Raw genomic sequence first — 25,635 nt, 5'->3', positions numbered from 1 at the left:
CCTTGGGCCCACTAGGCCGTGCCGCGCACCGCGACCAGGCCCGACTCATAGGCGAACACCACGAGTTGGGCGCGGTCGCGGGCGCCCAGCTTGGTCATCGCGCGGCTGATGTGCGTCTTGGCGGTCAGTGGACTGATCACCATGTGGGCGGCGATCTCCTCGTTGCTCAGGCCGCGGGCGGCCAGCGCGGTGACCTCCCGTTCCCGGCGGGTGAGGGCGTCCAGGCCGGGTGCGGTGGTCCGGTCCGGGGGCCGGGCGACGAACTCGCCGATCAGGGTGCGGGTGACCGACGGGGAGAGCAGCGCCTCGCCGTGCGCCACCACGTCGATGGCCTGGAGCAGGTCGGCGGGCTCGGTGTCCTTGAGGAGGAAGCCGCTGGCGCCCGCCCGCAGTGCCTCGAAGACGTACTCGTCCAGTCCGTAGTTGGTGAGGATGACGACGCGCACGGCGGCGAGGGCGGGGTCGGCGGCGATGCGGCGGGTCGCCTCGATGCCCGACATCACCGGCATCTGCACGTCGACCAGCGCCACGTCGGGCACCTGGGCCCGCACCAGCGCCACGCCCTGTTCCCCGTCGGCGGCCTCGCCGACCACCTCGACGCCCTCCTCGGCGTCGAGCAGCGCCCGGAAGCCGGCCCGCATCAGTGCCTGGTCGTCGACGAGGGCGACCCGGACGACTCCGCTCATACCGTCTCCTCCGCCAGCGGGAGCCGTGCGCGCACCGAGAATCCGCCCTCCGCGCGCGGGGCGGCGCGCAGGGTGCCGCCGAGGGCGCTCACGCGTTCGCGCATGCCGGTCAGGCCGGTGCCGGGCACCGGCGGGCGGGCCGGGTCGGCGGCTCCGTCGTCGTCCACGTCGATCGTCAGTTCCCCCACGGACCGGCCCCTGTCTCCCCCGTTCCGCCCCGTGCTGCGCGTGCCGTAGTCGATGCGGACCCGCACCTTCGCCGGGCCGGCGTGCCGGGCCGCGTTGGTGAGGGCCTCCTGCACGATGCGGTAGGCGGCGCGGTCGAGCGCCCGGGGCAGCGGACGCTCGTCCCCGGTGACGGTCAGGTCGACGGCGAGTCCCGCCGCGCGGGCCCGCTCCACGAGCAGCGCCGGCGTGCCGGCGGGTTCGTCGGCCCGCAGCACCTGGAGGGCGGAACGCAACTCGCGCATCGCCTCGCCACTGGCCTCCTGGATGGCGAGCAGCGCGGGCGGCACCTCGTCGCCGCGTTTGCGGGCCAGGTGGACGGCGACGGTGGCCTGGAGTTTGACGATGGAGATGCTGTGTGTCAGGGAGTCGTGCAACTCACGGGCGATCCGCAGCCGTTCCTCCCCGGCGCGGCGCAGGGCCGCCTCCTCCCGGGTGCGTTCCGCCTCCAGCGCCCGCTGTTCGGTCTGGCGCAGGTACGCCTGCCAGTTCCGGTCGGCGAGCCCGGTCACGACGGCGCACAGGAACCAGCCGGCGAGCAGTCCGGCCCGCTCGGCCACGTTCTGGGTGCCGGGTCCGGTGGCCACGTATCCGGCCAGGAACACGGCGCTGCCGGCCGCCGCGACACCCCGGTGGCCGACCCGGGCCGCGGTGTGCACGGCGCCCAGGACGGGCAGCGCGGACAGCGGGCCGGGGTGCGCGTGCACGACGTACGCCGTGCCGAGGACGGTGGCGACGGCCAGCACCGCGCGCGGGGCAGCGCGGTGGAAGGCGAGCGCCGCCGAGGCGAGGACGACGAGCACGTGGTCGAGTGCCGTGGTGTCCTCGTCGAAGGCGGCGACCGCCGTGCCGAGCACGCCGACCACGGCCGCGAGGACCACGTCGGCGAGCCGTTCGCGATCGATCCGACGCCCACTCATGCCCGCACCCTATGCGTCGCCGTGGGCCGCCGCGTCGGCCCTGTGGACGGCTTGCGGACTACTCCCGGCGAAGTAGTCGGCCGCCCGACCGGCCCGGGCGGCGCAGCGTCGAACGCATCCGGCCGTACGACGACCGAGGGGGCCCCGGCGGCGCAGGCTGCTGTCCATGCCCACACCCTTCCGTCACACCGAACCGCTGCCCCCGAAGGCGGCCACCGGCCGCGTCGCCGAGGTCTACGCACAGGCCGCTCGGGACTTCGGCATCCCCGAGCCCGCCCCCTTCGTGGCCCTCTCCTCGGCACCCGCGCTCCTCGCCCCGGCCTGGGCGCTGATGCGCGAGTCCCTGCTCGCCGGCCCCGGCGACCGGACCGGCAAGGAGGTCGCCGCCTTCGGGGTGTCGCAGGCCAACAAGTGCCGGTTCTGCGTGGACGCGCACACCATGCTGCTGCACGCCACCGGCGGCCACGCCCTGGCCGAACGGCTGGCCCGGGGGCAGGAACCGGCGGACGAGCGGCACGCGCGCGTGCTCGACTGGGCGCGGCGCACCCGTGTCCCGGGCGCCGCGCGGGAGCCGTATCCGTTCCCGCCCGAGGAGGCTCCCGGCTATCTCGGCACCGTGCTGGCCTTCCACTTCATCAACCGCGTCGTGTCGTCCCTGGTGACCGAGAGACTGCTGCCGTGCGACGCGCAGCGGCTGCGTCCGGTGCGGAGCCTGGCGGGCCGGTCGCTGTCCCGTACCGTGCGGCGAACCGCCGTGCCCGGCGCCTCCCTCCCTCTGCTGGACGACCCCGGCCGGGGACCGGCATGGGCGGCGGGGACACCGGTCGGCCCCGCGTACGCGGCGCTCGGCGCCACCGCGCCGATGGGCGCCGGTCTCCTGGACGCCGACGACCAGGACCTCGTACGCGCCACCCTGCGCGACTGGGACGGCTCACACCCGCCCCTCGCCCCCGACCCGTTCCCCGACCGGCGGGAGCGGCCCGGCGCACGGCTGGCGCTGCTGGCCGCGCTCGCGCCGTACCGGATCACGGACGCGGACGTCGCGGCGTGGCGGCGTCCCGAGCACACCGACCACTGCCTGGTGCACCTCGTCGCATACGGCGCGTTCGCCGCCGTCGACCGCATCGAGACCGCCCTGACGGCGCCCGCCGACCGCCCCACCCTTCGGGAGAAGTCATGACCCCCGCCGCAAACTCCCGCCAGGCCGAGGTGTGGAACGGCCCGGTCGGCACGCACTGGGCCGTCCACCAGGCCCGCTACGACGCGATGCTGGCCGGGGTGAACGACGCCCTGTTCGGCGCGGCGGCCGTCGCGCCCGGCGACCGTGTCCTCGACGTCGGCTGCGGGGCCGGCGCGACGACCCGGATCGCGGCCCGCCTCGCCTCCCCCGGGCACGCGGTGGGCGTCGACATCTCCGCGCCGCTGCTGGAGCGGGCCCGTGCGAGCACCGCCGCCGAGGGTGTCGCGAACGCGGCGTACGAGTGCGCCGACGCGCAGGTGCACCGGTTCCCGGCGGAGGGGTACGACGTGGTCGTCAGCCGGGGCGGCGTGATGTTCTTCGAGGACCACGTCGCCGCCTTCCGCAATCTGGCGCGGGCCCTGCGCCCGGGCGGGCGGCTCGCGTTCGTCTGCCCGCAGCCGCCCGGACAGCACTCCCAAGAGGCCCGGACGCTGGGCCTGTTCGCCCGGCTCGTCGACGAGGACGCCGGCCCCGGCGAGGTCGCCGCGCAGGGCGCGATGGCCTCGCTCTCCGACCCCGAACGCGTCCGCGAGGTCCTCTCCGGGGCCGGGTACCGGGAGGTGTCGGTCACCCCGGTCGCGGTGGAGGCGGTGTGGGGCCGGGACGTCCGGGACGCGGTCGACTTCCTGCTGTCGCGGTATCCGGGCCGTCCGCTTCCCGCGGGACGGCTCGCCGAGCTGGAGGCGGTGCTGCTCCCGCACGCCACGGACACCGGCGTACGGATGCGGGCCGGCGTGTGGCTGGTGGCGGCCGTGCGGCCCTGAGGAGCGCCGTCCGTCTGCGTCACCGTGCGGCCACGCACCGAGTTCGCCCTTCCGCCCCACCAGGACTCGTGTGACACTGGCGTCCCGTCCGCAGTGCGGGCACCCTCCGCACCGTCCCCCACGAGAAGTGCGCCGTGCGTTCTCTTCCTCTGCCGCTCGCCCTGACCGCCCGTCTGGCACCGGTCGCCGTGCTCGCCACGGCGGGCTGGGCGCTGTCGTCCGGGCCGGACACGTCACCGGCCGCGAAGGACAGGACGCCGCCCGACACCACGAACAGATCGGCCTCCGCACCGGCGACCCAGGCGGCGACCAAGACCTACGCCACCGCACCGGCACCCTGCGAGGCCCTGGCCGGGAAGACGGCCACCTCGCTGGTGCCCGGCGCCAAGGCGGCCGGCAAGGAGATCCCGTCCACGGACACCGCGGTGCGCCGCACCTGTTCCTGGAACGCGCTCAAGGGCTACGACTACCGCTGGCTCGACGTCTCCTTCGAGGTGATGCAGACCGACGAGGCGGCGCGGAAGTCGTACCAGGAACGGGTCGCCGACCGCAGCGGCGGCGGTGCCGTCCCGGGCCTCGGCGACAGCGCCTACTCGGTCGTGAACCTCACCACCGAGGACAAGCAGCAGACCCGCGAGGGCACCGTACTGGTCCGCGCGGCCAACGCCCTGGTGATGATCACGTACAACGGCAGCGACTTCGAGTCGAAGAAGGCCCCCGGCACGACCGAGATCAACAAGGGTGCCATCAAGGCGGCCAAGGAGGCGGTGGCCGCCTTGCGGGACGGTCAGGGCTGAGCGGCGGGGCCGACCGCGTCGGCACCGGGCCGGGTCGCGGGCAGCAGCATCAGGGCCAGGTAGAGGACCAGCGACGTGCCCAGGCCCACCGCCCAGCCGTAGTCGGCCAGGGGTTCGAGGAAGGGGACGGGGCGGCCGTCGATCAGGGGGTGGAAGTCGGCCCCGCCGATGGCCAGGACGCCGCCGACGGCGAAGGCGAGCACCGCACGCCAGTTCCAGCCTCCCTCGTACCAGTAGCGCCCGCCCCTGCGGTACAGGTCGACGAGGTGCAGACGGGCGCGGCGCAGGATCCAGTAGTCGGCGATCAGGATGCCGGCCACCGTGCCGAGGAGCCCGCCGACCAGGCCGAGCCAGGTGAAGATGTAGCCCTGCGGGTCGGAGTACAGCTTCCACGGAAAGATCAGCACGGCCAGGACGGACGTGATGAGCGCGCCCGCCCGGAAACTCACCTTGCGCGGTGCGACGTTGGAGAAGTCGAAGGCCGGTGAGACCAGGTTGGCCGCGATGTTCACGGACAGGGTCGCCACCAGCACGGTCACCAGGGCGAAGAGCAGGCCCACCACGTTGTCCGTCTTCGCGGCGAGCTGCACCGGGTCCCAGATCGGCTCGCCGTACACGGCCTGCGAGCCGGAGGTGACCATCACGGACAGGAAGGCGAAGAGGGTCATCGTCGTCGGCAGGCCGAGGGCCTGTCCCCGGGTCTGGGCCTTCTGGCTCTTCCCGTAGCGGGTGAAGTCCGGGATGTTGAGGGACAGTGTGGACCAGAAGCCGATCATGCCCATCAGGGAGGGCCAGAACAGCTTCCAGAAGTCGCCGCCCCAGCCCAGCTTCGAGGGCTGGTCGAAGAGCGGGCCGAAGCCTCCCGCCTTGTCGGCCATCCACCACAGCATCACGAAGGCGCCGACGAGGACGAAGGGCGCCGCCCAGTTCTCGAAGCGGCGGATGGTCTCCATGCCCCGGTAGATGATGGCGACCTGGAGCGCCCAGAAGATCGCGAAGGACAGCCACATCGTCCAGGCGTGGCCGCCGACCGTCGCGGCGCCGGTCCAGCCGTCGCCGATCAGCTTGCCGGCCAGGAAGTAGATCGCCTCGCCGCCGATCCAGGTCTGGATGCCGAACCAGCCGCACGCCACCAACGCCCGCACCACGGCGGGCAGGTTGGCGCCCCGGATGCCGAAGGAGGCACGGGCGAAGACCGGGAAGGGGATGCCGTACTTCGGTCCCGCGTGCCCGGTGAGCAGCATCGGGGCGAGGACGATCAGGTTGGCCAGGGCGATGGTGAACACCGCCTGCTTCCAGTCCATGCCGACCGCGATGAGACCGGAGGCGAGCGTCCAGGAGGCCGTGTTGTGGGCCATGCCGACCCACAGGGCGGAGAAGTTGTACGTGGTCCAGGTGCGCCCCTCGACGGGGACCGGCAGCAGGTCCTCGTTGGCGTAGGGGCCGCTCGGCGGCGGGGAGCCCGGGGCGAGCTCCACGCGCCCGTCGGGGAGGGTGACTTGGGCGGACGGCGGTATGGCCGTGGGCGCGGTGTCGGTCATGGGCAGGCCAATCATGCGAGAGGACGGGAGAGGCCGTGCGGGCGGTGCCGAGGGGGGTGCGCGGGTGCGCCCAGGGCCCGCCCGCCCCGGAGCGCGGGGCGGGCAGGGGTGGGTCAGGCGTTGACGGCCGGGATGACCTTGGTGCCGTAGGTGTCGATCACGGCTTCCTGTGCGTCGTGCATGTCGTAGAGCGCGAACTGGTCGACGCCGAGGGCGCGCAGGGCGGTCAGCTTCTCGATGTGCTTCTCGACCGGCCCGATCAGGCAGAACCGGTCGACGATCTCGTCCGGCACGAACTGGGTGTCGGGGTTGCCGCTGCGCCCGTGGTGGGCGTAGTCGTAGCCGTCGCGGGCCTTGATGTAGTCGGTGAGTTCGTCGGGCACGGCCCCGGTGTGGGCGCCGTACTTGGCGACCAGGTCGGCGACGTGGTTGCCGACCATGCCGCCGAACCAGCGGCACTGCTCGCGCGCGTGGGCGAGGGCCTCGGGCGAGTCGTCGGCGGTGACGTAGGCCGGGGCGGCGACGCAGACCGTCACCTCGGAGGGGTCGCGTCCGGCGGCCTCGGCGGCGTCCCGGACGGCCTTGACCATGTACTCGGTGAGGTAGAGGTCGGCGAGTTGGAGGATGAAGCCGTCGGCCTCCTCGCCGGTCATCTTCAGGGCCTTGGGGCCGTACGCGGCCATCCACACGGGGACTTCGGCGCCGGGTCTGATCCAGGGGAACCGGACGACGGTGCCGCCGCCGAGGTCGGCCTCCTCTCCCCTGCCCAGCGCGCGGATGACCCTGATGGCTTCGCTTATCCGGGCGAGGGTGTTGGGCTTGCGTCCCGCGACCCGCATCGCGGAGTCGCCGCGGCCGATGCCGCAGACGGTGCGGTTGCCGAACATGTCGTTGAGGGTGGCGAAGGTGGAGGCGGTCACCTCCCAGGTGCGGGTGCCCGGGTTGGTGACCATCGGACCGATCTTCAGTGTGCTGGTGTGGGCCAGGACCTGGCTGTAGATCACGAACGGTTCCTGCCACAGCACGGCGGAGTCGAAGGTCCAGCCGTGGGTGAAGCCGTTGTGCTCGGCCCGTTTCATCAGGTCCACGACGCGGGAGGCCGGGGGGTCGGTCTGCAGGACGAGTCCGAAGTCCATGGGCACCACTCCTAGTTCAGGTACTGACAGGTGGCGCGCGGGGTGTAGACGCCGTGGCCCTTGCGCCCGGTGTACTCCCGCTCGGTGACGACCGGTTCGCCGCGCGAGAGCACGGTCTCCACCCGGCCGGTGATCCGCCGGCCCTCGTAGGCCGAGTAGTCGACGTTCATGTGATGGGTCTCGGCGGAGACGACCTGCTCGGTGTGCGGGTCGTAGACGACGATGTCGGCGTCGGCACCGGGCGCGATGGTGCCCTTCTTCGGGTAGAGGCCGAACATCCGGGCCGGGGTGGCACAGGCGATCTCGATCCAGCGGCGGCGGCTGATGTGCCCGTCGACGACGGCCTGGTGGAGCAGGTCCATGCGGTTCTCGACGCCCGGCATCCCGTTGGGGATCTTGGAGAAGTCGCCCCGGCCCAGTTCCTTCTGTCCGCTGAAGCAGAAGGGGCAGTGGTCGGTGGAGACCACCTGGAGGTCGTTGGTGCGCAGGCCCCGCCACAGCGCCGCCTGGTGCTCCCTGGGCCTGAGCGGGGTGCTGCACACGTACTTGGCGCCCTCGAAGCCGGGCTCGGCGAGGTTGTCGGTGGACAGGAACAGGTACTGCGGGCAGGTCTCGCCGAAGACGGGGAGGCCCTCGTCGCGGGCCCGGGTCAGCTCGGCGACCGCCTCCGTCGCCGAGACGTGCACGACGTACAGCGGCGCCCCGGCGACCTGGGCGAGCCGGATGGCTCGGTGGGTGGCCTCGGCCTCCAGGAGGGCCTTGCGGACCTCGCCGTGGTAGCGGGGGTCGGTCTCGCCGCGGGCGAGGGCCTGCTCGACCAGGACGTCGATGGCGATGCCGTTCTCGGCGTGCATCATGATCAGGCCGCCGTTGTCGGCGGCGCGCTGCATGGCCCGCAGGATCTGGCCGTCGTCGGAGTAGAAGACTCCGGGGTAGGCCATGAACTGCTTGAAGGAGGTGACGCCCTCCTCCACGAGCAGGTCCATCTCCTTGAGGGTGTTCTCGTTGACGTCGGAGACGATCATGTGGAAGCCGTAGTCGATGGCGCAGTTGCCCTCGGCCTTGGCGTGCCAGGCGTCCAGGCCGGAGCGAAGGGAGTGTCCGACGCTCTGGATGGCGAAGTCGACGATGGTGGTGGTGCCGCCCCAGGCGGCGGCCCGGGTGCCGGTCTCGAAGGTGTCGGCGGCGTAGGTGCCGCCGAAGGGCATCTCCATGTGGGTGTGGCCGTCGACACCGCCCGGGATGACGTACTTGCCGCTCGCGTCTATCACCCGCTCGGCATCGAAGGCCTCGGCCGCCTGGGTGCCGGTCGCGGCGAGGGCGGCGACGCGGCCGTCCTCGATCAGGACGTCGGCGTGGATCTCGTCGGACGCGGTGATGACGAGGCCGCCGCGGACGACGGTACGGCTGTTCATGCTGCTGTTCCCTCCTGTCAGGGGCCCCGGTGGGTCAGGGCGCGGTCAGCGGGGAGTAGGCGCCCGGTGCGCGGTCGCGGTAGAACTGCCAGCGGTCGCGGACCTCGCGCAGCTTGGCCATGTCGAGGTCGCGGACGACGAGTTCGGTCTCCTTGTCGCTCGCGACCTCGCCGACGAACTGGGCCTCGGGGTCGACGAAGTACGAGGTGCCGTAGAAGTCGTTGTCGCCCAACTCCTCGACGCCGACGCGGTTGATGGCGCCGACGAAGTACTCGTTGGCGACGGCCGCGGCCGGCTGCTCCAGCTGCCACAGGTAGCCGGACAGGCCGCGCGAGGTGGCCGACGGGTTGAAGACGATCTCGGCTCCCTCCAGGCCCAGCGCCCGCCAGCCCTCGGGGAAGTGCCGGTCGTAGCAGATGTAGACGCCGATCTTGCCGACGGCGGTGTCGAAGACCGGCCAGCCGGAGTTGCCGGGGCGGAAGTAGAACTTCTCCCAGAATCCGCGCACCTGGGGGATGTGCGTCTTGCGGTACTTGCCGAGGTAGGAGCCGTCGGCGTCGATGACGGCGGCGGTGTTGTAGAGGACGCCGGGCTGCTCCTCCTCGTACATGGGGAGCACCAGGACGATGCCGTGCTCACGGGCGAGCCGCTGGAAGCGCTCCACCGTCGGGCCGTCCGGAACGCGCTCGGCGTAGGCGTAGAACCCGGGGTCCTGGACCTGGCAGAAGTACGGTCCGTAGAACAGCTCCTGGAAGCACATGACCTGTGCGCCCTGGGCGGCGGCGTCGCGCACCGCCTGCTCGTGGACCTGGATCATCGATTCCTTGTCGCCCGTCCAGGCGGTCTGGAAGAGCGCGGCACGGATCACTCGGCTCATCTTCGGCCTCCACTCGCTCGGTGTACGGCGAGACTAGGGACGCCGGTTGGCCGAAATGAGTGGCACGGTGTCACGTCTGCGGGGGTCGGGCATTGCACGGTGTCACCCCTGTTGTGCGTCGTGGGCGAGGAGCGCGATGTGGACGGAGGCGGCCTGCTCGAAGTCGTCGAGGTCGACGCCGAGGCGGCCCTGTATGGCTTCGAGGCGGCGGTAGAGCGCGGGCCGGGAGACGTGGTGGAGCTGGGCGGTGCGGGACTTGTTGCGGCCGGTGGCGAGGTAGGTGCGCAGGACGGGCAGCAGGTCCTGGTCGGGGCCGCGCAGCAGCCCGTCCAGCTCGCGTTCGGCGAAGGACTGCACGTGCGGGTCGTCGCGCAGCAGCCGCACCAGCCCGCGCAGGTGGATGTCGCGCAGGCGCACGACGGGCGGCAGGTCCAGGGCGGTCGCGGAGTCAGCGACGGCGTCGGCGACGTGCTGGGCCTCGCGCAGTCCGGCCGGCACGTCGGCCCAGTCGGGGCGGGCTTCGGCGGCGGCGACCACGGCGTGGCGGGAGTCCGGTTCCGATCGCAGCCGGGTCGCGAAGTGGGCGGTCAGGGCCCGGGCGTCCTGGTCGGGGGCGAGGCTGAGCAGGACGGCCACACGCTCGTCGGCGAGCCCGGCGGCGAGCCCGGGCAGCCCGAGCCGCCGCAGTACCCGGGCGGGCCGGGCGGGGTCCCGCTCGCGGACGACGAGGGGGACGAAGACGCGCCGGTTGACCGGCAGCCCCGCGGCGCGCGCCCGGGGCAGCAGCTGCCGCGCGGGTACCGCCCCGCTGACCAGGTCGGTGAGCAGGCTCCGCGCGGAGTGTTCCTCCCAGGTGTCCCGGGAGCCGCCGGTGCCGTGGGCGTGGGTGCCGTCACCGGCGAGCATGCGGTGCAGCACGAGGGCCTCGGCGGCCCGGTCGGCGAGCAGCCGTCCGGCGGCGCGGTCCCCGCCGTAGCCGCACAGCACCAGGCGGCCCCAACGCTCCCCGCGGCAGCTCAGTTCGGCGCGGATCCAGCCGTCGGCGGACCCGGCACCGGCCTGGCGGGCGATGCGTTCCCAGTCCCGGAGCACGTCGTCGACGGCCGCCCGCTCCCCGGCCGTGGCGAGGACGCGGTGGGCGAGGTTGGTGACGACCACCGGGCAGACGGCGTGCCGGGCCACCTCGTCGAGCAGGCGCTGCACCGGGGCGCCCGCGGTGATCAGGCCGGTCAGCTCGGTGCGGACCGCCTCGGAGAGGCTGACGGCGGCGAACTTGCGCCGCAGCAGCCGGGACTGGACCTCCTCGGTCAGTTCGGCGAAGGGGAAGGGCCGGTGCAGGACGACCATGGGCAGCCCGCAGCGCTCGGCCGCCCTGCGCATCACGTCGGGCGGGGCGGGGAAGGCGCGGCCGAGGCCGAGCACGACGGCCGCGGCCTCGGCACGGTCCAGGGAGCGGACGTACTCGCCCTGCTTGTCCTCGTCACCGGCGAGGAGCACGCCGGTGGTGAGGACCATCTCGCCGCCGGTGAGCATCACGCCGACGTCGGCGGCCTCGGCGACGTGCACCCAGCGCACCGGCCGGTCGAGCCGGTGGGCACCGGCCACCACCTCGGGCTGTCCGGCCTGCACCCGTTCGAGGCCGAGGACCTGACGGACCGAGAGAGCCGGCTCCCAGGGCTCCCGGGGCTGCTGGGCCGGGGTCTGCGAGGTGGTGGTCATGGCAGCGCCTCCTGGGCTCGGGACGCGGCGGTCAGATGCTCCGCAGGGCGCGTTCGAGGATGGCGGCGCCCTCCTCGGCCTCCGCGACGGTGAGGGACATCGGCGGGGCGATGCGCAGGACGCTGGTGCGGTGGCCGCCGCCCTTGCCGACGAGCAGCCCGCCGGCGCGGGCCTCCTCCAGGACGGTGGACGCCGCCTCGGGGGCGGCCTCGTCGGTGCCCGGCCGGGTCAGCTCGACGCCGATCATCAGCCCGCGCCCGCGCACCTCGCGCACGTGCGGCACCTGCGCGGCGGCGGCCCGCAGGCGTTCGATGAGCAGGCCGCCGACGCGCCGGGCGTTGCCCTGGAGGTCGTGCTCCAGGAGGTGGTTGAGGTTGGCGAGGCCCGCGGCCATGGTGACCTGGGTGCCGCCGAAGGTGGAGATGCTGTTGGCGTCGAGGCAGTTCATGATCTCGGCGCGGGCGATGACGCCGCCGATCGACATGCCGTTGCCGATGCCCTTGGCGAAGGTGACGATGTCCGGCGGGCCACTCCGCCCGTGCGCCTGCCAGCCCCAGAAGTGCTCGCCGGTGCGTCCCCAGCCGGTCTGCACCTCGTCGGCGATCCACAGGATGCCGCGCTCGTGCAGCACCTCGCGGAAGGCCGCGTACAGGCCGTCCGGCGGGGAGGTGAAGCCGCCGACGCCCTGGACGGGTTCGGCGATCAGGGCGGCGGGGGCTCGGGTGTGGCCGAGCAGGTCCTCGAGGTCGTCCACGCAGGCGTCGATGAAGTCCCGGTCGTCCAGGTGGGCGTAGGGGCCGCGGGTGCGGACGCCGCCGTGCACGTAGAGGGTCTGGAGCGGGGAGAGGGAGGTCGGGGACCAGCCGCGGTTGCCGGTGATGCCGACGGCGCTGAAGGAGCGGCCGTGGTAGCTGTTGCGCATCGCCAGGATCGTGTTGCTGCGCCGGTGGGTGGTGGCGAGCAGCAGGGCGGTGTCGTTGGCCTCGGTGCCGGAGGTGGTGAAGAAGACGCGGGCGTCGGGGATGCCGGACAGCTGGGCGACGCGTTCGGCGAGTTCGACCATCGGGCGGTTGAGGTAGAGGGTCGAGGAGTGGATGATCCGGCCGGCCTGTTCGGCGACGGCCTTGGTGACCTCGGGCAGGGCGTGTGCGGTCATCGTGGTGAGGATGCCGCCGAAGAAGTCGAGGTACTTGTTGCCGGCGGCGTCCCAGACGTGCCGGCCCTCGCCGTGGGTGATCTCCAGCGGGTCCTCGTAGTAGAGGGCGAGCCAGTCGGGCAGGACGGCGCGGTGGCGGGCGAAGAGGTCACGGGTCACGGCCGCACCAGCCCCTCGTAGGCGTCGGGGCGGCGGTCGCGGTAGAAGGCCCACTGCTGCCGGACCTCGTCGATGAGGTCGAAGTCCAGGTCGCGGACGACCAGCTCCTCCTTGGTGTCGCTGGCCGTCTCGCCGACGAACTGCCCGCGCGGGTCGACGAAGTACGACGTGCCGTAGAAGTCGTTGTCCCCGTACTCCTCGACGCCGACGCGGTTGATGGCGGCGACGAAGTACTCGTTGGCGACGGCCGCGGCGGGCTGCTCCAGCTGCCACAGGTGGGCGGAGAGGCCGCGGTGGGTGGCGGACGGGTTGTAGACCAGCTGGGCGCCGCCGAGGCCGAGTTGGCGCCACCCCTCGGGAAAGTGACGGTCGTAGCAGATGTACACGCCGACCTTGCCGACGGCGGTGTCGAAGACCGGCCAGCCGAGGTTGCCGGGGCGGAAGTAGAACTTCTCCCAGAAGCCCTTGACCTGCGGGATGTGATGCTTGCGGTAGGTGCCGAGGACGGTGCCGTCGGCGTCGATCACGGCCGCGGTGTTGTAGTAGAAGCCGGACTGCTCGACCTCGAAGACGGGGACGACGAGCACCATGCCGGTCTCGCGGGCCAGCTCCTGCATACGGCGGGTGGTGGGGCCGTCGGGCACCGGCTCGGCCCAGCGGTAGTGCTCGGGGTCCTGGACCTGGCAGAAGTAGGGGGCGTTGAACACCTCCTGGAACCCGATGACCTTGGCACCCCGCCGGGCGGCCTCGCGGGCATGCTCCTCGTGTTTCGCCACCATGGACTCGGTGTCGCCGGTCCAGGTGGCCTGGACGAGAGCGGCACGTACGACGTTGGCCATGAGCTGCTCCTTCGACACGACGTCAGAGCCTCTACGCCCGTAGAGCAGGCCGTAGGGGGACGAACGTAAGCCTGGCCGGAGGGGCTTGCCAAGACCATCGTCGTCAAGGCGCGGTGTCGATCGTGTTTCGCACTCCTGTGGGTGAGTGCCGCCGCCTCAGGCCGGCACGGGGGCGCACCTGCCCACCAGCTCGTCCATGGACAGCCCCAGCGCGCCGGCCAGCGCGGCCACCGTGAAGAACGCCGGGGTGGGCGCCCGGCCGGTCTCGATCTTGCGCAGTGTCTCGGCGGAGATGCCGGCCTGGGCGGCGACCGCCGTCATGCTCCGCTCGCCGCGGGCCGCGCGGAGCAGGCGGCCGAGCTGCTCGCCGCGCTCGCGCTCTTCGGGGGTCAGAGGGGTGCGTACCATGTCGTCATTCTAATACCGGTTTCCCGTACCGGCCCCGGGCGTGCCGACGCACGTCGCGACTCCAATTAAAATACCGGTATAGTAATTGGCATGGTGGAACTGAAGACGGACACATCGATCGATGCCATGCACGCGGCCGGACAGGTCGTCGCGCGCGCCCTGACCGCCGTACGGCGGGCCGCGGACGTGGGCGTGTCCCTGCTGGAGCTGGACGCGGTGGCGCACGAGGTGCTGCGGGAGGCGGGCGCGGGCTCGCCGTTCCTCGGGTACCGGCCCTCCTTCGCTCCGACGCCCTTCCCCGGCGTCATCTGCGCGTCGGTGAACGACGCGATCGTGCACGGCATCCCGGACGGCTACCGGCTGCGCGACGGGGACCTGGTCTCCATCGACTGCGGCGCCCTCCTGGACGGCTGGGCGGGCGACTCGGCGCTCAGCTTCGTCGTGGGCACCCCGCGCCCGGCCGACCTCACCCTGATCGAGACCGCGGAGCGGGCGCTCGACGCGGGCATCGAGGCGGCCGTCGTCGGCAACCGCATCGGCGACATCGCCCACGCCATCGGCACGGTGTGCCGCTCGGGCGGCTACGGGATCATGGAGGACTTCGGCGGTCACGGCATCGGCCGGCACATGCACGAGGACCCGGGCGTGCCCAACGAGGGCCGCCCGGGGCGCGGGCTCCCGCTGCGGCACGGCATGGTCATCGCCATCGAGCCCATGCTGATCGCCGGCGGCCGCGACGACTACCACGCGGCTCCCGACGGCTGGACCCTGCGCACCAACGACGGCTCCCGGGCGGCCCACGTGGAGCACACCGTGGCCATCACGGACAGCGGCCCGCGCGTCCTGACATCGAGGGACAGCCTCTGAACCCGCCCCCCACCGAGCCCGGCCCTGACCGCGCCGACTCCGAATCGAGCCCCCGGCCGGGCCCCGGGGCGGAGCGGTCCGGCCGGGGGGGACCGAGCCCGGCGCCGAGCGGAGGCGGAGACCCGGGCCGTGCGCCGGGGCACCGGTCCGAGCCTGGGGTTCGGATCGAGAGCCCGACCGGGGCCCGCCAGGGGCCGAGCGGAGGCCCGGGGCGTGAGCCCGAACCGGGCCTGGTCCGGGGCGTGAGCCCGAACCGGGCCTGGTCCGGGCCGTCCCCCCGAGCACCACGTGTCGGAGCCTGGCCCAGGCCGTGAGGCGGGCCGGCGGTCCGCACCCGCCCGGGCTCGGACGCTGCACCCGGGTCGGGGACCGGGCCCGGCACCGAGCCGCGGCCCGAGCCGAGGACCGAACTCGAACCCGCCCATGGCCCGAGCCCGGAGCCGGGCGGAGGCGGAAGCCCGGGGCGTGCCCAGAATCTCTGGTCAGAGTCCGGAGTCCGGAGTCCGGATCGAGAGCCCACCCAAGGTCCGTGTCCGAAGCCGAGCCGGTGGCCGGGCCGGGGACCGAGCCGGTGGCCGGGACCGGGGTCGGAGCCGGTGGCCGGGACCGGGTCGGAGCCGGCCCGAACCCGGTCCGGGGCCTGGGGCCGTGCGTGCCGTGGGGTGGCGGGCGGTTGCCGGGGTGGACGAAGGCCCCGCGCGGGCGGGGTCCCGGCATGCCCGGTGGAACAGAACGTGTCATGTTGGGCATGACCGCATGCCTGCCGGGTTACCCGGCCCCGGCACGTCGATCAGCGATGCAGCGGAGGTCGGTACACGATGACCAGCGGCTACATGGGCCCGGAGGGCGACCCGTTCGCGGAATTCCTGGCGCGCTTCTTCGGCGGGCCCCGGCCCCGGCAGATCGACATCGGCCGGCTGCTCAGCCAGCCCGCCCGGGAGCTGGTGCGCGGCGCGGCCCAGTACGCCGCCGAGCACGGCAGCCGCGACCTGGACACCGAGCACCTGCTGCGGGCGGCCCTCGCCACCGAGCCGACCCGGGGACTGCTCAGCCGGGCCGGTGCCGACCCCGACTCGCTGGCCTCGCAGATCGACGAGCGGACCGGACCGGTGCAGCACCCGCCGGGCGAGGTCCCGCCGCCCACGTCGCTCTCGCTCACCCCGGCCGTCAAGCGCGCCCTGCTCGACGCGCACGAGCTGGCCCGCTCCACCGGCACCGGGTACATCGGCCCGGAGCACGTGCTCAGCGCCCTGGCCGCCAACCCGGACTCGGCCGCCGGGCACATCCTGAACGCGGCCCGGTTCGCCCCCTCGAACCTGCCCACGGAGACGCCGGAGGCCGCGAAGGGCCGCACCGAGAGCGCCCGGACCACGAACACCCCCACCCTCGACAAGTACGGCCGTGACCTCACCGATCTGGCCCAGCAGGGGCGGATCGACCCGGTGATCGGGCGCGAGGAGGAGATCGAGCAGACCGTCGAGGTGCTCTCCCGGCGCGGCAAGAACAACCCCGTCCTGATCGGTGACGCCGGTGTCGGCAAGACCGCGATCGTGGAGGGCCTGGCACAGCGCATCACCGACGGCGACGTGCCCGACGTGCTGATCGGGCGCCGGGTGGTCGCCCTGGACCTGACCGGCGTGGTCGCGGGCACCCGCTACCGGGGCGACTTCGAGGAGCGGATGAACAACATCGTGGGCGAGATCCGCGCCCACTCCGACGAGCTGATCATCTTCATCGACGAGCTGCACACCGTCGTCGGCGCCGGCGGGGGCGGCGAGAGCGGCTCGATGGACGCCGGGAACATCCTCAAGCCGGCCCTGGCCCGCGGCGAGCTGCACATCGTGGGCGCCACCACGCTGGAGGAGTACCGCAGGATCGAGAAGGACGCCGCCCTCGCCCGCCGCTTCCAGCCGATCCTGGTGCCGGAGCCCACCACCGCCGACGCGATCGAGATCCTGCGCGGACTGCGCGACCGCTACGAGGCCCACCACCAGGTCCGCTACACCGACGAGGCACTGGTCGCGGCCGTGGAGATGTCCGACCGCTACCTCACCGACCGGCGGCTGCCCGACAAGGCCATCGACCTGATCGACCAGGCGGGTGCCCGCGTCCGGCTCCAGTCGCGTACCAAGGGCACCGACGTGCGGGCCCTGGAGCGCGAGGTCGACCAGCTGGTCCGGGACAAGGACCAGGCGGTCGCGGACGAGCAGTACGAGCAGGCGACGCAGCTGCGGGACCGGATCGTCGAGCTGAAGCAGCGGATCACCGAGGCCACCGGCGACGGCGAGGCCGACGAGGGACTGAACCTGGTCGTGGGCACCGAGTCCATCGCCGAGGTGGTCTCCCGGCAGACCGGCATCCCGGTCAGCAGCCTCACCCAGGAGGAGAAGGACCGCCTGCTGGGTCTGGAGTCCCACCTGCACGAGCGCGTGGTCGGCCAGGACGAGGCCGTACGGGTCGTCTCCGACGCCGTGCTCCGCTCCCGCGCCGGGCTGTCCAGCCCCGACCGGCCCATCGGCAGCTTCCTCTTCCTCGGCCCGACCGGCGTCGGCAAGACCGAGCTGGCCAGGGCGCTGGCCGAGGCGCTGTTCGGCAGCGAGGACCGGATGGTCCGCCTCGACATGAGCGAGTACCAGGAGCGCCACACGGTCAGCCGCCTGGTCGGCGCCCCGCCCGGCTACGTCGGGCACGAGGAGGCCGGTCAGCTCACCGAGGTGGTGCGCCGCCACCCGTACTCGCTGCTGCTGCTCGACGAGGTGGAGAAGGCGCACCCGGACGTCTTCAACATCCTGCTCCAGGTCCTGGACGACGGACGGCTGACCGACTCGCAGGGCCGCACCGTGGACTTCTCCAACACGGTCGTCGTGATGACCAGCAACCTGGGCTCCGACGTGATCACCCGGCGCGGCGCCGGGATCGGCTTCGGCGCGGGCGGCGCGGAGGCGGACGAGGAGGCCCGGCGCGAGCAGGTGCTGCGTCCGCTGCGGGAGCACTTCCGGCCCGAGTTCCTCAACCGCGTCGACGAGATCGTGGTCTTCCGCCAGCTCAGCGGCGAGCAGCTGCGGCAGATCACCAGCCTGCTCCTGGAGCAGACCCGCCGCATGGTGCACGCGCAGGGCATCACCGTCGACTTCACCGACGCGGCCGTGGACTGGCTCGCCGAGCGCGGCTACCAGCCCGAGTACGGCGCCCGCCCGCTGCGCCGCACCATCCAGCGCGAGGTCGACAACGAGCTGTCCCGGCTGCTGCTCGACGGGCGGGTCGCGGACGGCGGCCGGGTGACGGTCGACGTCGAGGACGGGCGGCTGGCGTTCCGCACGCCGCAGCGGCCCGTCCCCGAACTCTGACTACTTCTGTCGCACCGGCCGGACCACCATGGCCGAGCCGCCGCCGCGCCGTTCCTTCTCCGCGGCGGCCAGCCACTCCCCGTTCGCCAGTCGCTGCACGGCGGTCGCGGCGCCGATCTCGGGGTTGGGTTTGAAGGAGTGCCCGATGGCCTCCAGCTCCGCCCGTACGCCGCTGTCGTAGAGGCCGGGTTCCAGCTCGGTCTGGGCGGCGTTGCGCTGGCTGGCGCGCGGGGCGGCGATCGCGTCGACGAGCGGGAGTCCGCGGTCGAGGAAGCCGGTGAGGGTCTGGAGCACGGTGGTGATGATGGTGGCGCCGCCGGGCGAGCCGAGCGCCACCACCGGCTGGTGGTGCCGGTCCAGGACGATCGTCGGAGCGATCGAGGAGCGCGGGCGCTTGCCGGGGCCGGGCAGGTTCGGGTCGTGGACGGCCGGGTCGGCCGGGGCGAAGGAGAAGTCCGTCAGCTCGTTGTTGAGCAGGAAGCCGCGCCCCGGCACGGTGATGCCGCTGCCGCCGGTCTGCTCGATGGTGAGCGTGTAGGCGACGACGTTGCCCCACTTGTCGGCCACCGTCAGGTGTGTGGTGTTCTCACCTTCGTACGTCGTCGGCGCGGCCGTGCCGCCGTCCGCGCAGGAGGCCGGGTGCCTCGGGTCGCCGGGGGCGAGGGGGCTGGTGAGCACCGCGTCGTCCTTGATCAGGCAGGCGCGCGAGTCGGCGTACCGCTGCGACAGCAGTTCCTTCGCCGGTACGTCCTCGAAGGCCGGGTCGCCGACCCAGCGCCCGCGGTCGGCGAACGCGATGCGGCTGGCCTCGATGTAGCGGTGCAGGTAGCCGGCCTTGTCGGCGGTGGAGAGGTCGCTGCGCTCCAGGATGTTGAGGGCCTCGCCGACCGTGGTGCCGCCGGAGGAGGAGGGTGCGATGGAGTAGACGTCCAGGCCGCGGTAGGAGGTCTTGGTCGGCGCCTGGAGCTTGGCCTCGTAGGCGGCGAGGTCCTTGGCGGACAGGTCGCCGGGGCGGGCGTTCCAGCCGGAGTCCGGGTCGACGGGCGGCTCGTTGACGGTGTCGACGATGTCCTCGCCGAGTTCGCCGCGGTAGACCGCGCCGACGCCCTCGCGGCCCAGCTCCTGATAGGTGCGGGCCAGGTCCGGGTTCTTGAACGTCGAGCCGACGGCGGGGAGTTCGCCCCCCGGCAGGAACAGCTCGGCGGTGTCCGGGAAGTAGCGGAACCGCTGCTCGTTGGAGGCGGTCTGCGAGCGGAAGGTCTCGTCGACGGTGAAGCCGTGCCGGGCGAGGCGCTCGGCGGGCTTCAGCACCGAGGAGAGCGTGCGGCTGCCCCACCGGTCGAGGGCGGTCTGCCAGGTGGCGGGTGTGCCCGGGGTGCCGACGGCAAGGCCACTGGTGACGGCGTCGGCGAAGGCGAGCGGCTTCCCGTTCTCCGTGAACAGCTTGTCGTCGGCGGTGAGCGGCGCGGTCTCGCGGCCGTCGATGGTGCGTACGGTGCGGGACTTGGCGTCGTAGTAGACGAAGTAGCCGCCGCCCCCGACCCCCGCGGAGTAGGGCTCGGTGACGCCGAGGGCCGCGGCGGTGGCCACGGCGGCGTCGACGGCGTTGCCGCCCTTGCGGAGCACCTCGATGCCGGCGGCGGAGGCGTCCTGGTCGACGCTGGCGACCGCGCCGCCGTACCCGACGGCCACCGGGGTCTTGGGGGCCGCGGGCCCGCTCCGGGGCGTGGGCGGCGCGGCCGCCCCCACCGACACCACCACGGCGGCCGAGACCGCCAGGACCGTCAGATTCCGTGCGACAGGGCGACGCATCCGCACCTCCAGGGAAGGGCCGTCCGGGCAGCTTAGTTGATCGTCATGGCCGCGTCAGGAACACCGGGAAGCGCGTGTCGGGCGCACGGTCCGCCCGCACACCGCTGCCCGTCGAACACAGGTACGTGGACGCCCGCTAGCATGCGCGCACATGACTGACGACGTACGCAACATCGTCCTGGGTGTGGTCGCGGCGGGCATCAGCGCCACGCTGGGCTGGCTCGCCCGCACCTACCTGTGGAAGCGGAGACTCCGCCGCAAGCAGGCGTTCTTCGGGCTGCCGGACAGCTCCGAGTCGCTGCTCGTCGTCAACCGGGACCCGGCCGCGTCCGAACCGGCCGTCCACCGCTTCGACGTCTTCGCCCTGCTGGAGCTGTCCGCGCTGATCAAGGACTGCGGCGCGCACGCCCAGGTGGTCACCCAGGACATGGTCGGCCAGGGCTTCGGCGAGCGCACGGAGTTCTGTGTCGGCGGCCCCGGTTCGAACCGTCCCGTTCCTCGACTCCCACTCTGGACTCAAGAGCCAGCGGCGCGAATGTCACCTTGATCTCGACCGGGTCCGGCTGCCACACCGGGACACACTCAGCGTCGGCCAACACCTTCATCGCCTCGGCCCAGACACCCCGGTTCAGCCACCGGTTCGCCTGGGTCTGGAGCGTCTTCCAGTCGACGCCGTACTTCGGCGCCAGCTCCTTGTAGCGGGCGCCCGAAGTTGCCTTCTCCAGGAGTGCTTCGACCATCACCCGGCGGTCGATGGTGCAGCGCGGACCGCCCATCAGCGGCGCGATCCGCTCCCAAGCATCGTCCGTGAGGACGGGGACGCAACGGCCGGCGGCCACGAACCACTCCCGTACCGCGCAGGCAACGCCCTTGCGCCTCGGAGCGCAGCGGAGGACTTCCGCTCGTGTCTTCATCATGCGCAGCAGCTCGGCCTTTTCGGCAGGCTCTACGTCCTGCAGGTTGCGCCCGGCGACCTCGGCCAGGCGCTCCAAGTTCTGAAGCCAGCGGCCTGTCTCTGCAGCCTCCCTCTGCCACGCTTCTGCCTCACGGCGTAGCTTCTCCAGCCCGGCGAGTTCGTCTTCGTGGGGCTTGGCGGCCCGCTCCGCGGCCTCCTCGGCCTCCTCGCGGCTCAGGCCGCGGCGCAGGGCGCGCTTGGCGGCGGTGGCTGCGGTGATGTCGATGAGGTCTTCAGTTTCGGCGATCCGCTGGTCCAGTTCGGCGATGCGCTTGGTGTAGTCCATGCGCTTGTGGCTGGTGGCGTTCAGCCAGTCTTGGGCCATGGCTTTCATGCGGTCGGCGTCGCCGAGTGTCGCCATAACGTCTTTCCAGACCTGCTTCTCGATGCTGGTGGCTTCGAGGTAGGGGCAGGTGCAGCGGTCGCCCGCTCCGGCGTACGACTCGTGCCGGCCCTTGCATCGGTAGATGACCTCTGTGGGCCGGTGCTGGTGGCCCTCGTAGGTCTTGCCGCAGGGGCTGGTCATGAGGCCGGTCAGGAGGTAGATGCGGGACCGGGTTTTGGTCGACGGCCGGCGGCTTTCCATGGCGGACTTCAACTCCTGGACCTCCTCGTCCGTGAAGATCGACGGGAGGTTGATCACGACGGTTTCCCCGTAGATCGGGTTGCCGTCCTGGTCTCGCTGAGCGTCGTGGCCTCGCCATGTGACGCGGCTTTCCAGGGCCGCATCGCCCAGGAGGCGGCAGCGGATGTTCTTGGCGGTCCAGCCGTTTCCGGACCGGGTCAGGCGCTTCTCGCTGTTGAGGATCAGCGCCGTCTCCTCCCAGCTGCGCTTCTCCAGGAAGACTTCCCGCGCTCGGCGCAGGGTCGCCGCCTCCTCCTTGTGGACGACGTAGTGTGAGGCGCCCTTCTTGCCGCGCTCGGCGACGTCCCAGCCGAAGGGGACCATGCCGCCCGGGTACAGGCCATCCTCGGCCTTCTCCTGGATGCCACCCTGGGTGCGTTCGCGGATCAGCTCGCGCTCTTCCTCGGCGTAGTCGGCGTCCTTGCGCATTTGACTGCGGCCGGCCGGTGTCGAGTTGTCGTAGTCCTTCTTGACCACGGCGACGTATACGCCGAGGTCTTCGAGGTCCCAGACCCATTTCCAGAAGGCGCGGCCGGTGCGGCCGATGCCGCGGCCCTCGTTGACCACGACCATGTCGAAGGGGCGAGGGGTCTTGCGAGCGTCCTTCATGAGGCGCCGCAGGTCCGGCCTGTCGTCGGCCTCCAGGCTGCCGCTAAAGCCTTCGTCGGCGTACGTGCCGACGTGCTTCCAGCCCTTCTTCTGGATGTAGCGGACGGTCTTTTTCCCGGTGTAGGCGATGCCGTATCCGTCGGCCTGTTCCTCGGTGGACACTCGGAGGTAGTCCACGGCCCGGAGTGGGGCCGTACCGGTGGTTCGCAGTGCGGTGTCAACTGCACGCGTGAGAGCCTTGCCCATGTCAGTCCCTTCGCGACTGGCCAGACCCCGGGGCATTTGCGGTGCCGCCGGGGTCACCCATGTGGCGTAGATCTTATGCTGCGGGGGTGTCGGTGCGAGGCTGGAAGAGGATCTCTAGGATGCGCCGGTATGCCACCGGGTCCGGCTCCTCGTCCCTGAAGCTGATGTCGACCCGGGGCGCTGGGTCATCTTTGAAGTGTTCACATAGCCACTTACCGGCCACGCCAACCGGTATAGAGCTCCCACTTTGCATAGGCCCTCCTTCACGATCTCTGACATTCATCAAGTCAAATGTCATGCTCGCATTGGGAATTCGACTTCCCGATGCAATGCACACCTGAGCCTCTATGCCGCCATAACTAAGAGTTGAGATTCCCTCAACAGCGACAACAGCGCTTGCGGAGGTTGCGACTCAGTCACGCCAGGCCACTCTCCTCCCCTCTTCCGGTGTGCGGCGTCGTTCATTGATCCTGCTTCTCCCCACCGCCAGGCGCAGCGAGCACGACCGCCACCAATGGTCACCACGATCGCCGGTTTGGCTAACCGGCGATCGTGGTCTATGTTGTGCGCCGCATCATGAACCCGGCAGGCTCTGCAAGCTCGCTGCCACCGAGGGGCAGCCGGTAGGAACGCAAGACCGGCCCTGGTGAGACGACCACCTTTCGCGCGATAAGAGGCCCCAGGGGAATGGCCTCTCGGTCCCTTCGTGCCCGTGCCTTTCAGGAGACCGGCCCTGTATCCCGGTAGCCGCCGGCCCAGCGGGCGTGCAAGAGGTGTCCGCCGTGTGCGATCCGCAGTCCCTGTCTGCTGTTGCTGTGATGTGGGCACCGGACGAAGGGCTGGTGCAAAGCGGGCCGGGAAGGGTGACCCGCTCGGGAAAATCCTCACTTCCTCGTCTGCCAATCCACCATGATGTCGGGTATGCGTCCTCGGGACGAAGAGATATGGCGGGCAATCGGCCAGGGTCTCGGGGCGATTGACTGGGAGGCGTGGTTCGGTTGCCCGGAAGGCGCCGACTACCGCTCCCCCGCGGGTCACGAGGTGACCACACGTGCGGTGGCTGGCCTCACCGCGTTCTTCGATAACCGCTGGCTGCCCAAGGCCGTGACCCCCTTCCTCAAATCGATCCGGGCCAGCGACACCTTCGTCGGTCTGGGCAAAGCCGCCCCGGCACTTCAGATCTTCAAGGGAGCTGCGCCGGGAGCGTGGGGGGGTGCCCCTATGTCTTTGGTCAAGGGAAACGGGGGTGCGGTGGGTCGTCGAGCCGGGCAGCATGGTGGGGTGGCTGACCTGCTGTGGGATGACGTGAAGTGTCTCTTCGACCCGGACTTGATGGGGTCGTTGCCGGACGTGCGTGTCCCGGATGCCTCGGTGGAGGACTGGCAGGCGGTCCTCGATCTTGTCGCGGCGAAGGGCTGGAAGTGCCAGTACTCCGAAGGGGAGAGGGTGCTTCCGGTGCCCCGGGCAGAGGCCGTTCTGTCCCGTCCGGCGGATGCCGAGTGCCCTGACCTGCGGGTCTGGCCGACTGCTGATGTGTTGGCGATCTTCCGTTTCTATGCCGACGATGAAGTCGACTTCGACGTCGACCTGCGGGAGTTGCAGGGCCAGGAGCGACTTGATGTGTTCTGCGGCTTCCTTCGGGAGATCGGCCGGCGGCTGGGCAAGCCGGTGCTGATGGACCCGGAGGGCGACTCCGACCATCCGGTGCTTGGCTTCGATGTCGAGGCTGATCGAGTCGTTCTCCTCGCAGACCCGCAGGTCAGGTGACTGCGGCCGATGGCTGCGGTTCGTAGAAGGTTCCGTCGCGGAGCATCGCGAACAGGACGTCGGCCCGGCGTCTGGCGAGGCAGAGCAGGGCCTGGGTGTGATGCTTCCCTTGAGCAATCTTCTTGTCGTAGTAGGCCCGCGATGCCGGGTCGCCGAGTGCGGCGAAGGCGGAGAGGAAGAAGGCCCGTTTGAGCTGCTTGTTTCCCCTCCGGGAAGGTTGTTCGCCGCGGATCGATGAGCCCGAGCTCCGGGTGGTCGGGGCGAGTCCGGCGTAGGCGGCGAGGTGGCTGGCGGTCGGGAAGGTGCGGCCGTCACCGACCTCGATCAGGATCCGGGCTCCGGTCCTGACGCCGATGCCCGGCATCGAGGTCAGGACCTTGGAAAGAGGGTGGTCCTCCAGGAGTTCCTCGATCCGCCCGGCTAGCAGCTTGCGCTGGTCAAGGACGGCAGTCAGCGAGGCGGCCAGGCTCGGGACGATCAGCGCGGCCGCCTCGGTCCCCGGGACCGTCACGGTCTGCTCGTCCAGAGCATCGAATATGTCCTCGACCAGTCGCTCGGCCATCCGCGGGGCCTTCGGCCGCAGCAGCGTGACCAGTCGCCGTCTGCCGGCTTTGCGGATCTGGGCCGGGGAGCCGAACCGTTCCAGCAGCGTGAGGACGGCCGGGTGCTGCAACCGCGGGCCCAACACCCGCTCTAGTGAGGGATGGATCTGGGTCAGCAGGCCGTGCAGCCGGTTCGCGACCCTGGTCGCTTCCCCTGCGAGGTCGTCGTCGAAGCCCACGATCATCTCCAGCTCGGCGATCGTCTCGTCCTCGCCGTCGATCGCCCGCAGTGTGTGCGGCATCGCGCGGGCCGCGTCCGCGATGATGAACGCGTCCTTCGCGTCCGTCTTCGCCTCACCTGGGTAGAGGTCGGCGATCCTCCGCATCGTCAGCCCGGGCAGGTAGGCGACCGGACAGCCCATGTCCCGCGCGACCGCCAGGGGAAGAGCCCCGATCGAAGCCGGCTGATCGACCACGACCAGCACCGTCCCGTGCTTGGCCTGCAACTTCGCGAAGAGCTCGCGGAGTTTGGGTTCGGTGTTGGGCAGGCGCTTGTCGAACGCCTTCTTCCCGGCCGGTGTGACGGCGGTGGCATGGTGTTCGCCCTTGCCGACGTCCAGGCCGAGGAAGACGTCGATGTCGCCAGTGTCGATCACGTGCAGGCCCCTCCGGTCACGTTCTCGTCCGGCCTTGCCTGGGCACCGAGCTGCCACATCCACGTTACGGAGAGCTCTTCCGGCCTTGGGTGAAGCCGGTGCTCAAGCCCCTCATCAGCGGTCCGTCGATGCCTCCGGACCCGGTGACACCCCCCCCGGATCATGAACTGCAACAGGAGGGGGAAGTCATGCCGGACCCGAAGGCCGGAGGCCCCATTGCAGGGCCACGAAAAAGGTAACTGTGATAGTCGACCTGCGGCCCGGGATGGGTTGCTGCCAGGCTGGCGTCGACGTTCCGGTATGACCCACAAGGTAATTGGCGGCTCG

At 71.6% G+C, this 25,635-nt stretch carries 19 protein-coding genes and 1 pseudogene; 7 read left to right on the top strand and 13 right to left on the bottom strand.

Going from position 1 to position 25,635, the window contains the following annotated elements:
- Positions 1-11: 11 nt before the first annotated feature.
- On the bottom strand, positions 12-686 hold the full coding sequence (locus ACZ6IM_RS38090; RefSeq protein WP_052837662.1) for a response regulator: 675 nt from the start codon (positions 684-686) through the stop codon (positions 12-14).
- A complete protein-coding gene (locus ACZ6IM_RS38085) occupies positions 683-1,831 on the bottom strand; it encodes a sensor histidine kinase (RefSeq protein WP_469563286.1) in 1,149 nt (382 codons plus the stop codon). The genes ACZ6IM_RS38090 and ACZ6IM_RS38085 overlap by 4 nt, the downstream gene beginning before the upstream one ends.
- A gap of 166 nt (positions 1,832-1,997) precedes the next feature.
- On the opposite strand from ACZ6IM_RS38085, the gene ACZ6IM_RS38080 reads away from it, so the two are divergent.
- The 3 genes from ACZ6IM_RS38080 (at position 1,998) to ACZ6IM_RS38070 (ending at position 4,632) form a co-directional block, all read left to right on the top strand.
- Positions 1,998-3,011: a carboxymuconolactone decarboxylase family protein gene (locus ACZ6IM_RS38080; RefSeq protein ID WP_469563283.1), complete on the top strand. Its 1,014-nt coding sequence runs from the start codon at positions 1,998-2,000 to the stop codon at positions 3,009-3,011.
- On the top strand, positions 3,008-3,835 hold the full coding sequence (locus ACZ6IM_RS38075; protein WP_052837659.1) for a class I SAM-dependent methyltransferase: 828 nt from the start codon (positions 3,008-3,010) through the stop codon (positions 3,833-3,835). Before ACZ6IM_RS38080 ends, ACZ6IM_RS38075 begins: the two co-directional genes overlap by 4 nt.
- 134 nt (positions 3,836-3,969) lie before the next feature.
- Entirely contained in the window at positions 3,970-4,632 is a 663-nt protein-coding gene (locus tag ACZ6IM_RS38070) for a hypothetical protein (RefSeq protein WP_052837658.1), read from the top strand.
- Here ACZ6IM_RS38070 and ACZ6IM_RS38065 read toward each other — a convergent pair.
- From ACZ6IM_RS38065 to ACZ6IM_RS38030, 8 genes are all read right to left on the bottom strand, one after another.
- Positions 4,623-6,173, bottom strand: coding sequence for an NCS1 family nucleobase:cation symporter-1 (locus tag ACZ6IM_RS38065; protein ID WP_469563279.1), 1,551 nt, complete (start codon positions 6,171-6,173; stop codon positions 4,623-4,625). The genes ACZ6IM_RS38070 and ACZ6IM_RS38065 overlap by 10 nt on opposite strands.
- 113 nt (positions 6,174-6,286) lie before the next feature.
- Positions 6,287-7,309 carry a TIGR03842 family LLM class F420-dependent oxidoreductase gene (locus tag ACZ6IM_RS38060; protein WP_469563277.1) on the bottom strand — a complete coding sequence of 341 codons (1,023 nt, stop codon included), beginning with the start codon at positions 7,307-7,309 and terminating at the stop codon, positions 6,287-6,289.
- Positions 7,310-7,320: 11 nt separating this feature from the next.
- Entirely contained in the window at positions 7,321-8,724 is a 1,404-nt protein-coding gene (gene hydA / locus ACZ6IM_RS38055; protein WP_469563274.1) for a dihydropyrimidinase, read from the bottom strand.
- Between the two features lie 34 nt (positions 8,725-8,758).
- The gene (locus tag ACZ6IM_RS38050; protein WP_469563272.1) at positions 8,759-9,601 is read right to left on the bottom strand and encodes a nitrilase-related carbon-nitrogen hydrolase; all 843 of its coding nucleotides are present in this window, start codon (positions 9,599-9,601) and stop codon (positions 8,759-8,761) included.
- Between the two features lie 102 nt (positions 9,602-9,703).
- Positions 9,704-11,320, bottom strand: coding sequence for a PucR family transcriptional regulator (locus ACZ6IM_RS38045; protein WP_052837653.1), 1,617 nt, complete (start codon positions 11,318-11,320; stop codon positions 9,704-9,706).
- A gap of 31 nt (positions 11,321-11,351) precedes the next feature.
- Complete coding sequence (locus tag ACZ6IM_RS38040; RefSeq protein WP_052837652.1) at positions 11,352-12,635, bottom strand: aspartate aminotransferase family protein; 1,284 nt, start codon at positions 12,633-12,635, stop codon at positions 11,352-11,354.
- Entirely contained in the window at positions 12,632-13,474 is an 843-nt protein-coding gene (locus tag ACZ6IM_RS38035; protein WP_052837651.1) for a nitrilase-related carbon-nitrogen hydrolase, read from the bottom strand. Before ACZ6IM_RS38035 ends, ACZ6IM_RS38040 begins: the two co-directional genes overlap by 4 nt.
- Before the next feature lie 156 nt (positions 13,475-13,630).
- Positions 13,631-13,882, bottom strand: coding sequence for a helix-turn-helix domain-containing protein (locus ACZ6IM_RS38030; RefSeq protein ID WP_007445836.1), 252 nt, complete (start codon positions 13,880-13,882; stop codon positions 13,631-13,633).
- A 90-nt stretch (positions 13,883-13,972) separates the two neighbouring features.
- Here ACZ6IM_RS38030 and map point away from each other — a divergent pair, with 90 nt between their 5' ends.
- Entirely contained in the window at positions 13,973-14,749 is a 777-nt protein-coding gene (gene map, locus ACZ6IM_RS38025) for a type I methionyl aminopeptidase (RefSeq protein ID WP_469563266.1), read from the top strand.
- Positions 14,750-15,567: 818 nt separating this feature from the next.
- The gene (locus ACZ6IM_RS38020) at positions 15,568-18,096 is read left to right on the top strand and encodes an ATP-dependent Clp protease ATP-binding subunit (RefSeq protein ID WP_052837649.1); all 2,529 of its coding nucleotides are present in this window, start codon (positions 15,568-15,570) and stop codon (positions 18,094-18,096) included.
- Here ACZ6IM_RS38020 and ggt read toward each other — a convergent pair whose 3' ends face one another.
- Positions 18,097-19,908 carry a gamma-glutamyltransferase gene (ggt, locus tag ACZ6IM_RS38015; protein WP_469563263.1) on the bottom strand — a complete coding sequence of 604 codons (1,812 nt, stop codon included), beginning with the start codon at positions 19,906-19,908 and terminating at the stop codon, positions 18,097-18,099.
- A 151-nt stretch (positions 19,909-20,059) separates the two neighbouring features.
- Here ggt and ACZ6IM_RS38010 point away from each other — a divergent pair.
- Positions 20,060-20,398 (top strand): annotated as a pseudogene (locus tag ACZ6IM_RS38010) (hypothetical protein); the annotation flags it as partial.
- Here ACZ6IM_RS38010 and ACZ6IM_RS38005 read toward each other — a convergent pair.
- The gene (locus ACZ6IM_RS38005; protein ID WP_469563260.1) at positions 20,325-22,343 is read right to left on the bottom strand and encodes a recombinase family protein; all 2,019 of its coding nucleotides are present in this window, start codon (positions 22,341-22,343) and stop codon (positions 20,325-20,327) included. The pseudogene ACZ6IM_RS38010 and the gene ACZ6IM_RS38005 sit on opposite strands and share 74 nt — an antisense overlap.
- A gap of 1,281 nt (positions 22,344-23,624) precedes the next feature.
- On the opposite strand from ACZ6IM_RS38005, the gene ACZ6IM_RS38000 reads away from it, so the two are divergent.
- Positions 23,625-24,110 (top strand): hypothetical protein, encoded by a 486-nt coding sequence (locus tag ACZ6IM_RS38000; protein WP_319127568.1) that lies wholly within the window; start codon positions 23,625-23,627, stop codon positions 24,108-24,110.
- Here ACZ6IM_RS38000 and ACZ6IM_RS37995 read toward each other — a convergent pair.
- Positions 24,103-25,308, bottom strand: a complete 1,206-nt coding sequence (locus tag ACZ6IM_RS37995) for an IS110 family RNA-guided transposase (protein ID WP_398917475.1) — start codon at positions 25,306-25,308, stop codon at positions 24,103-24,105. The genes ACZ6IM_RS38000 and ACZ6IM_RS37995 overlap by 8 nt on opposite strands.
- Positions 25,309-25,635: the final 327 nt, after the last annotated feature.

It is taken from the genome of Streptomyces sp. NPDC042336, from assembly GCF_055581985.1.
Note: the sequence above shows the minus strand (reverse complement) of the source record. Positions and strands in the feature narration are given on the sequence as shown.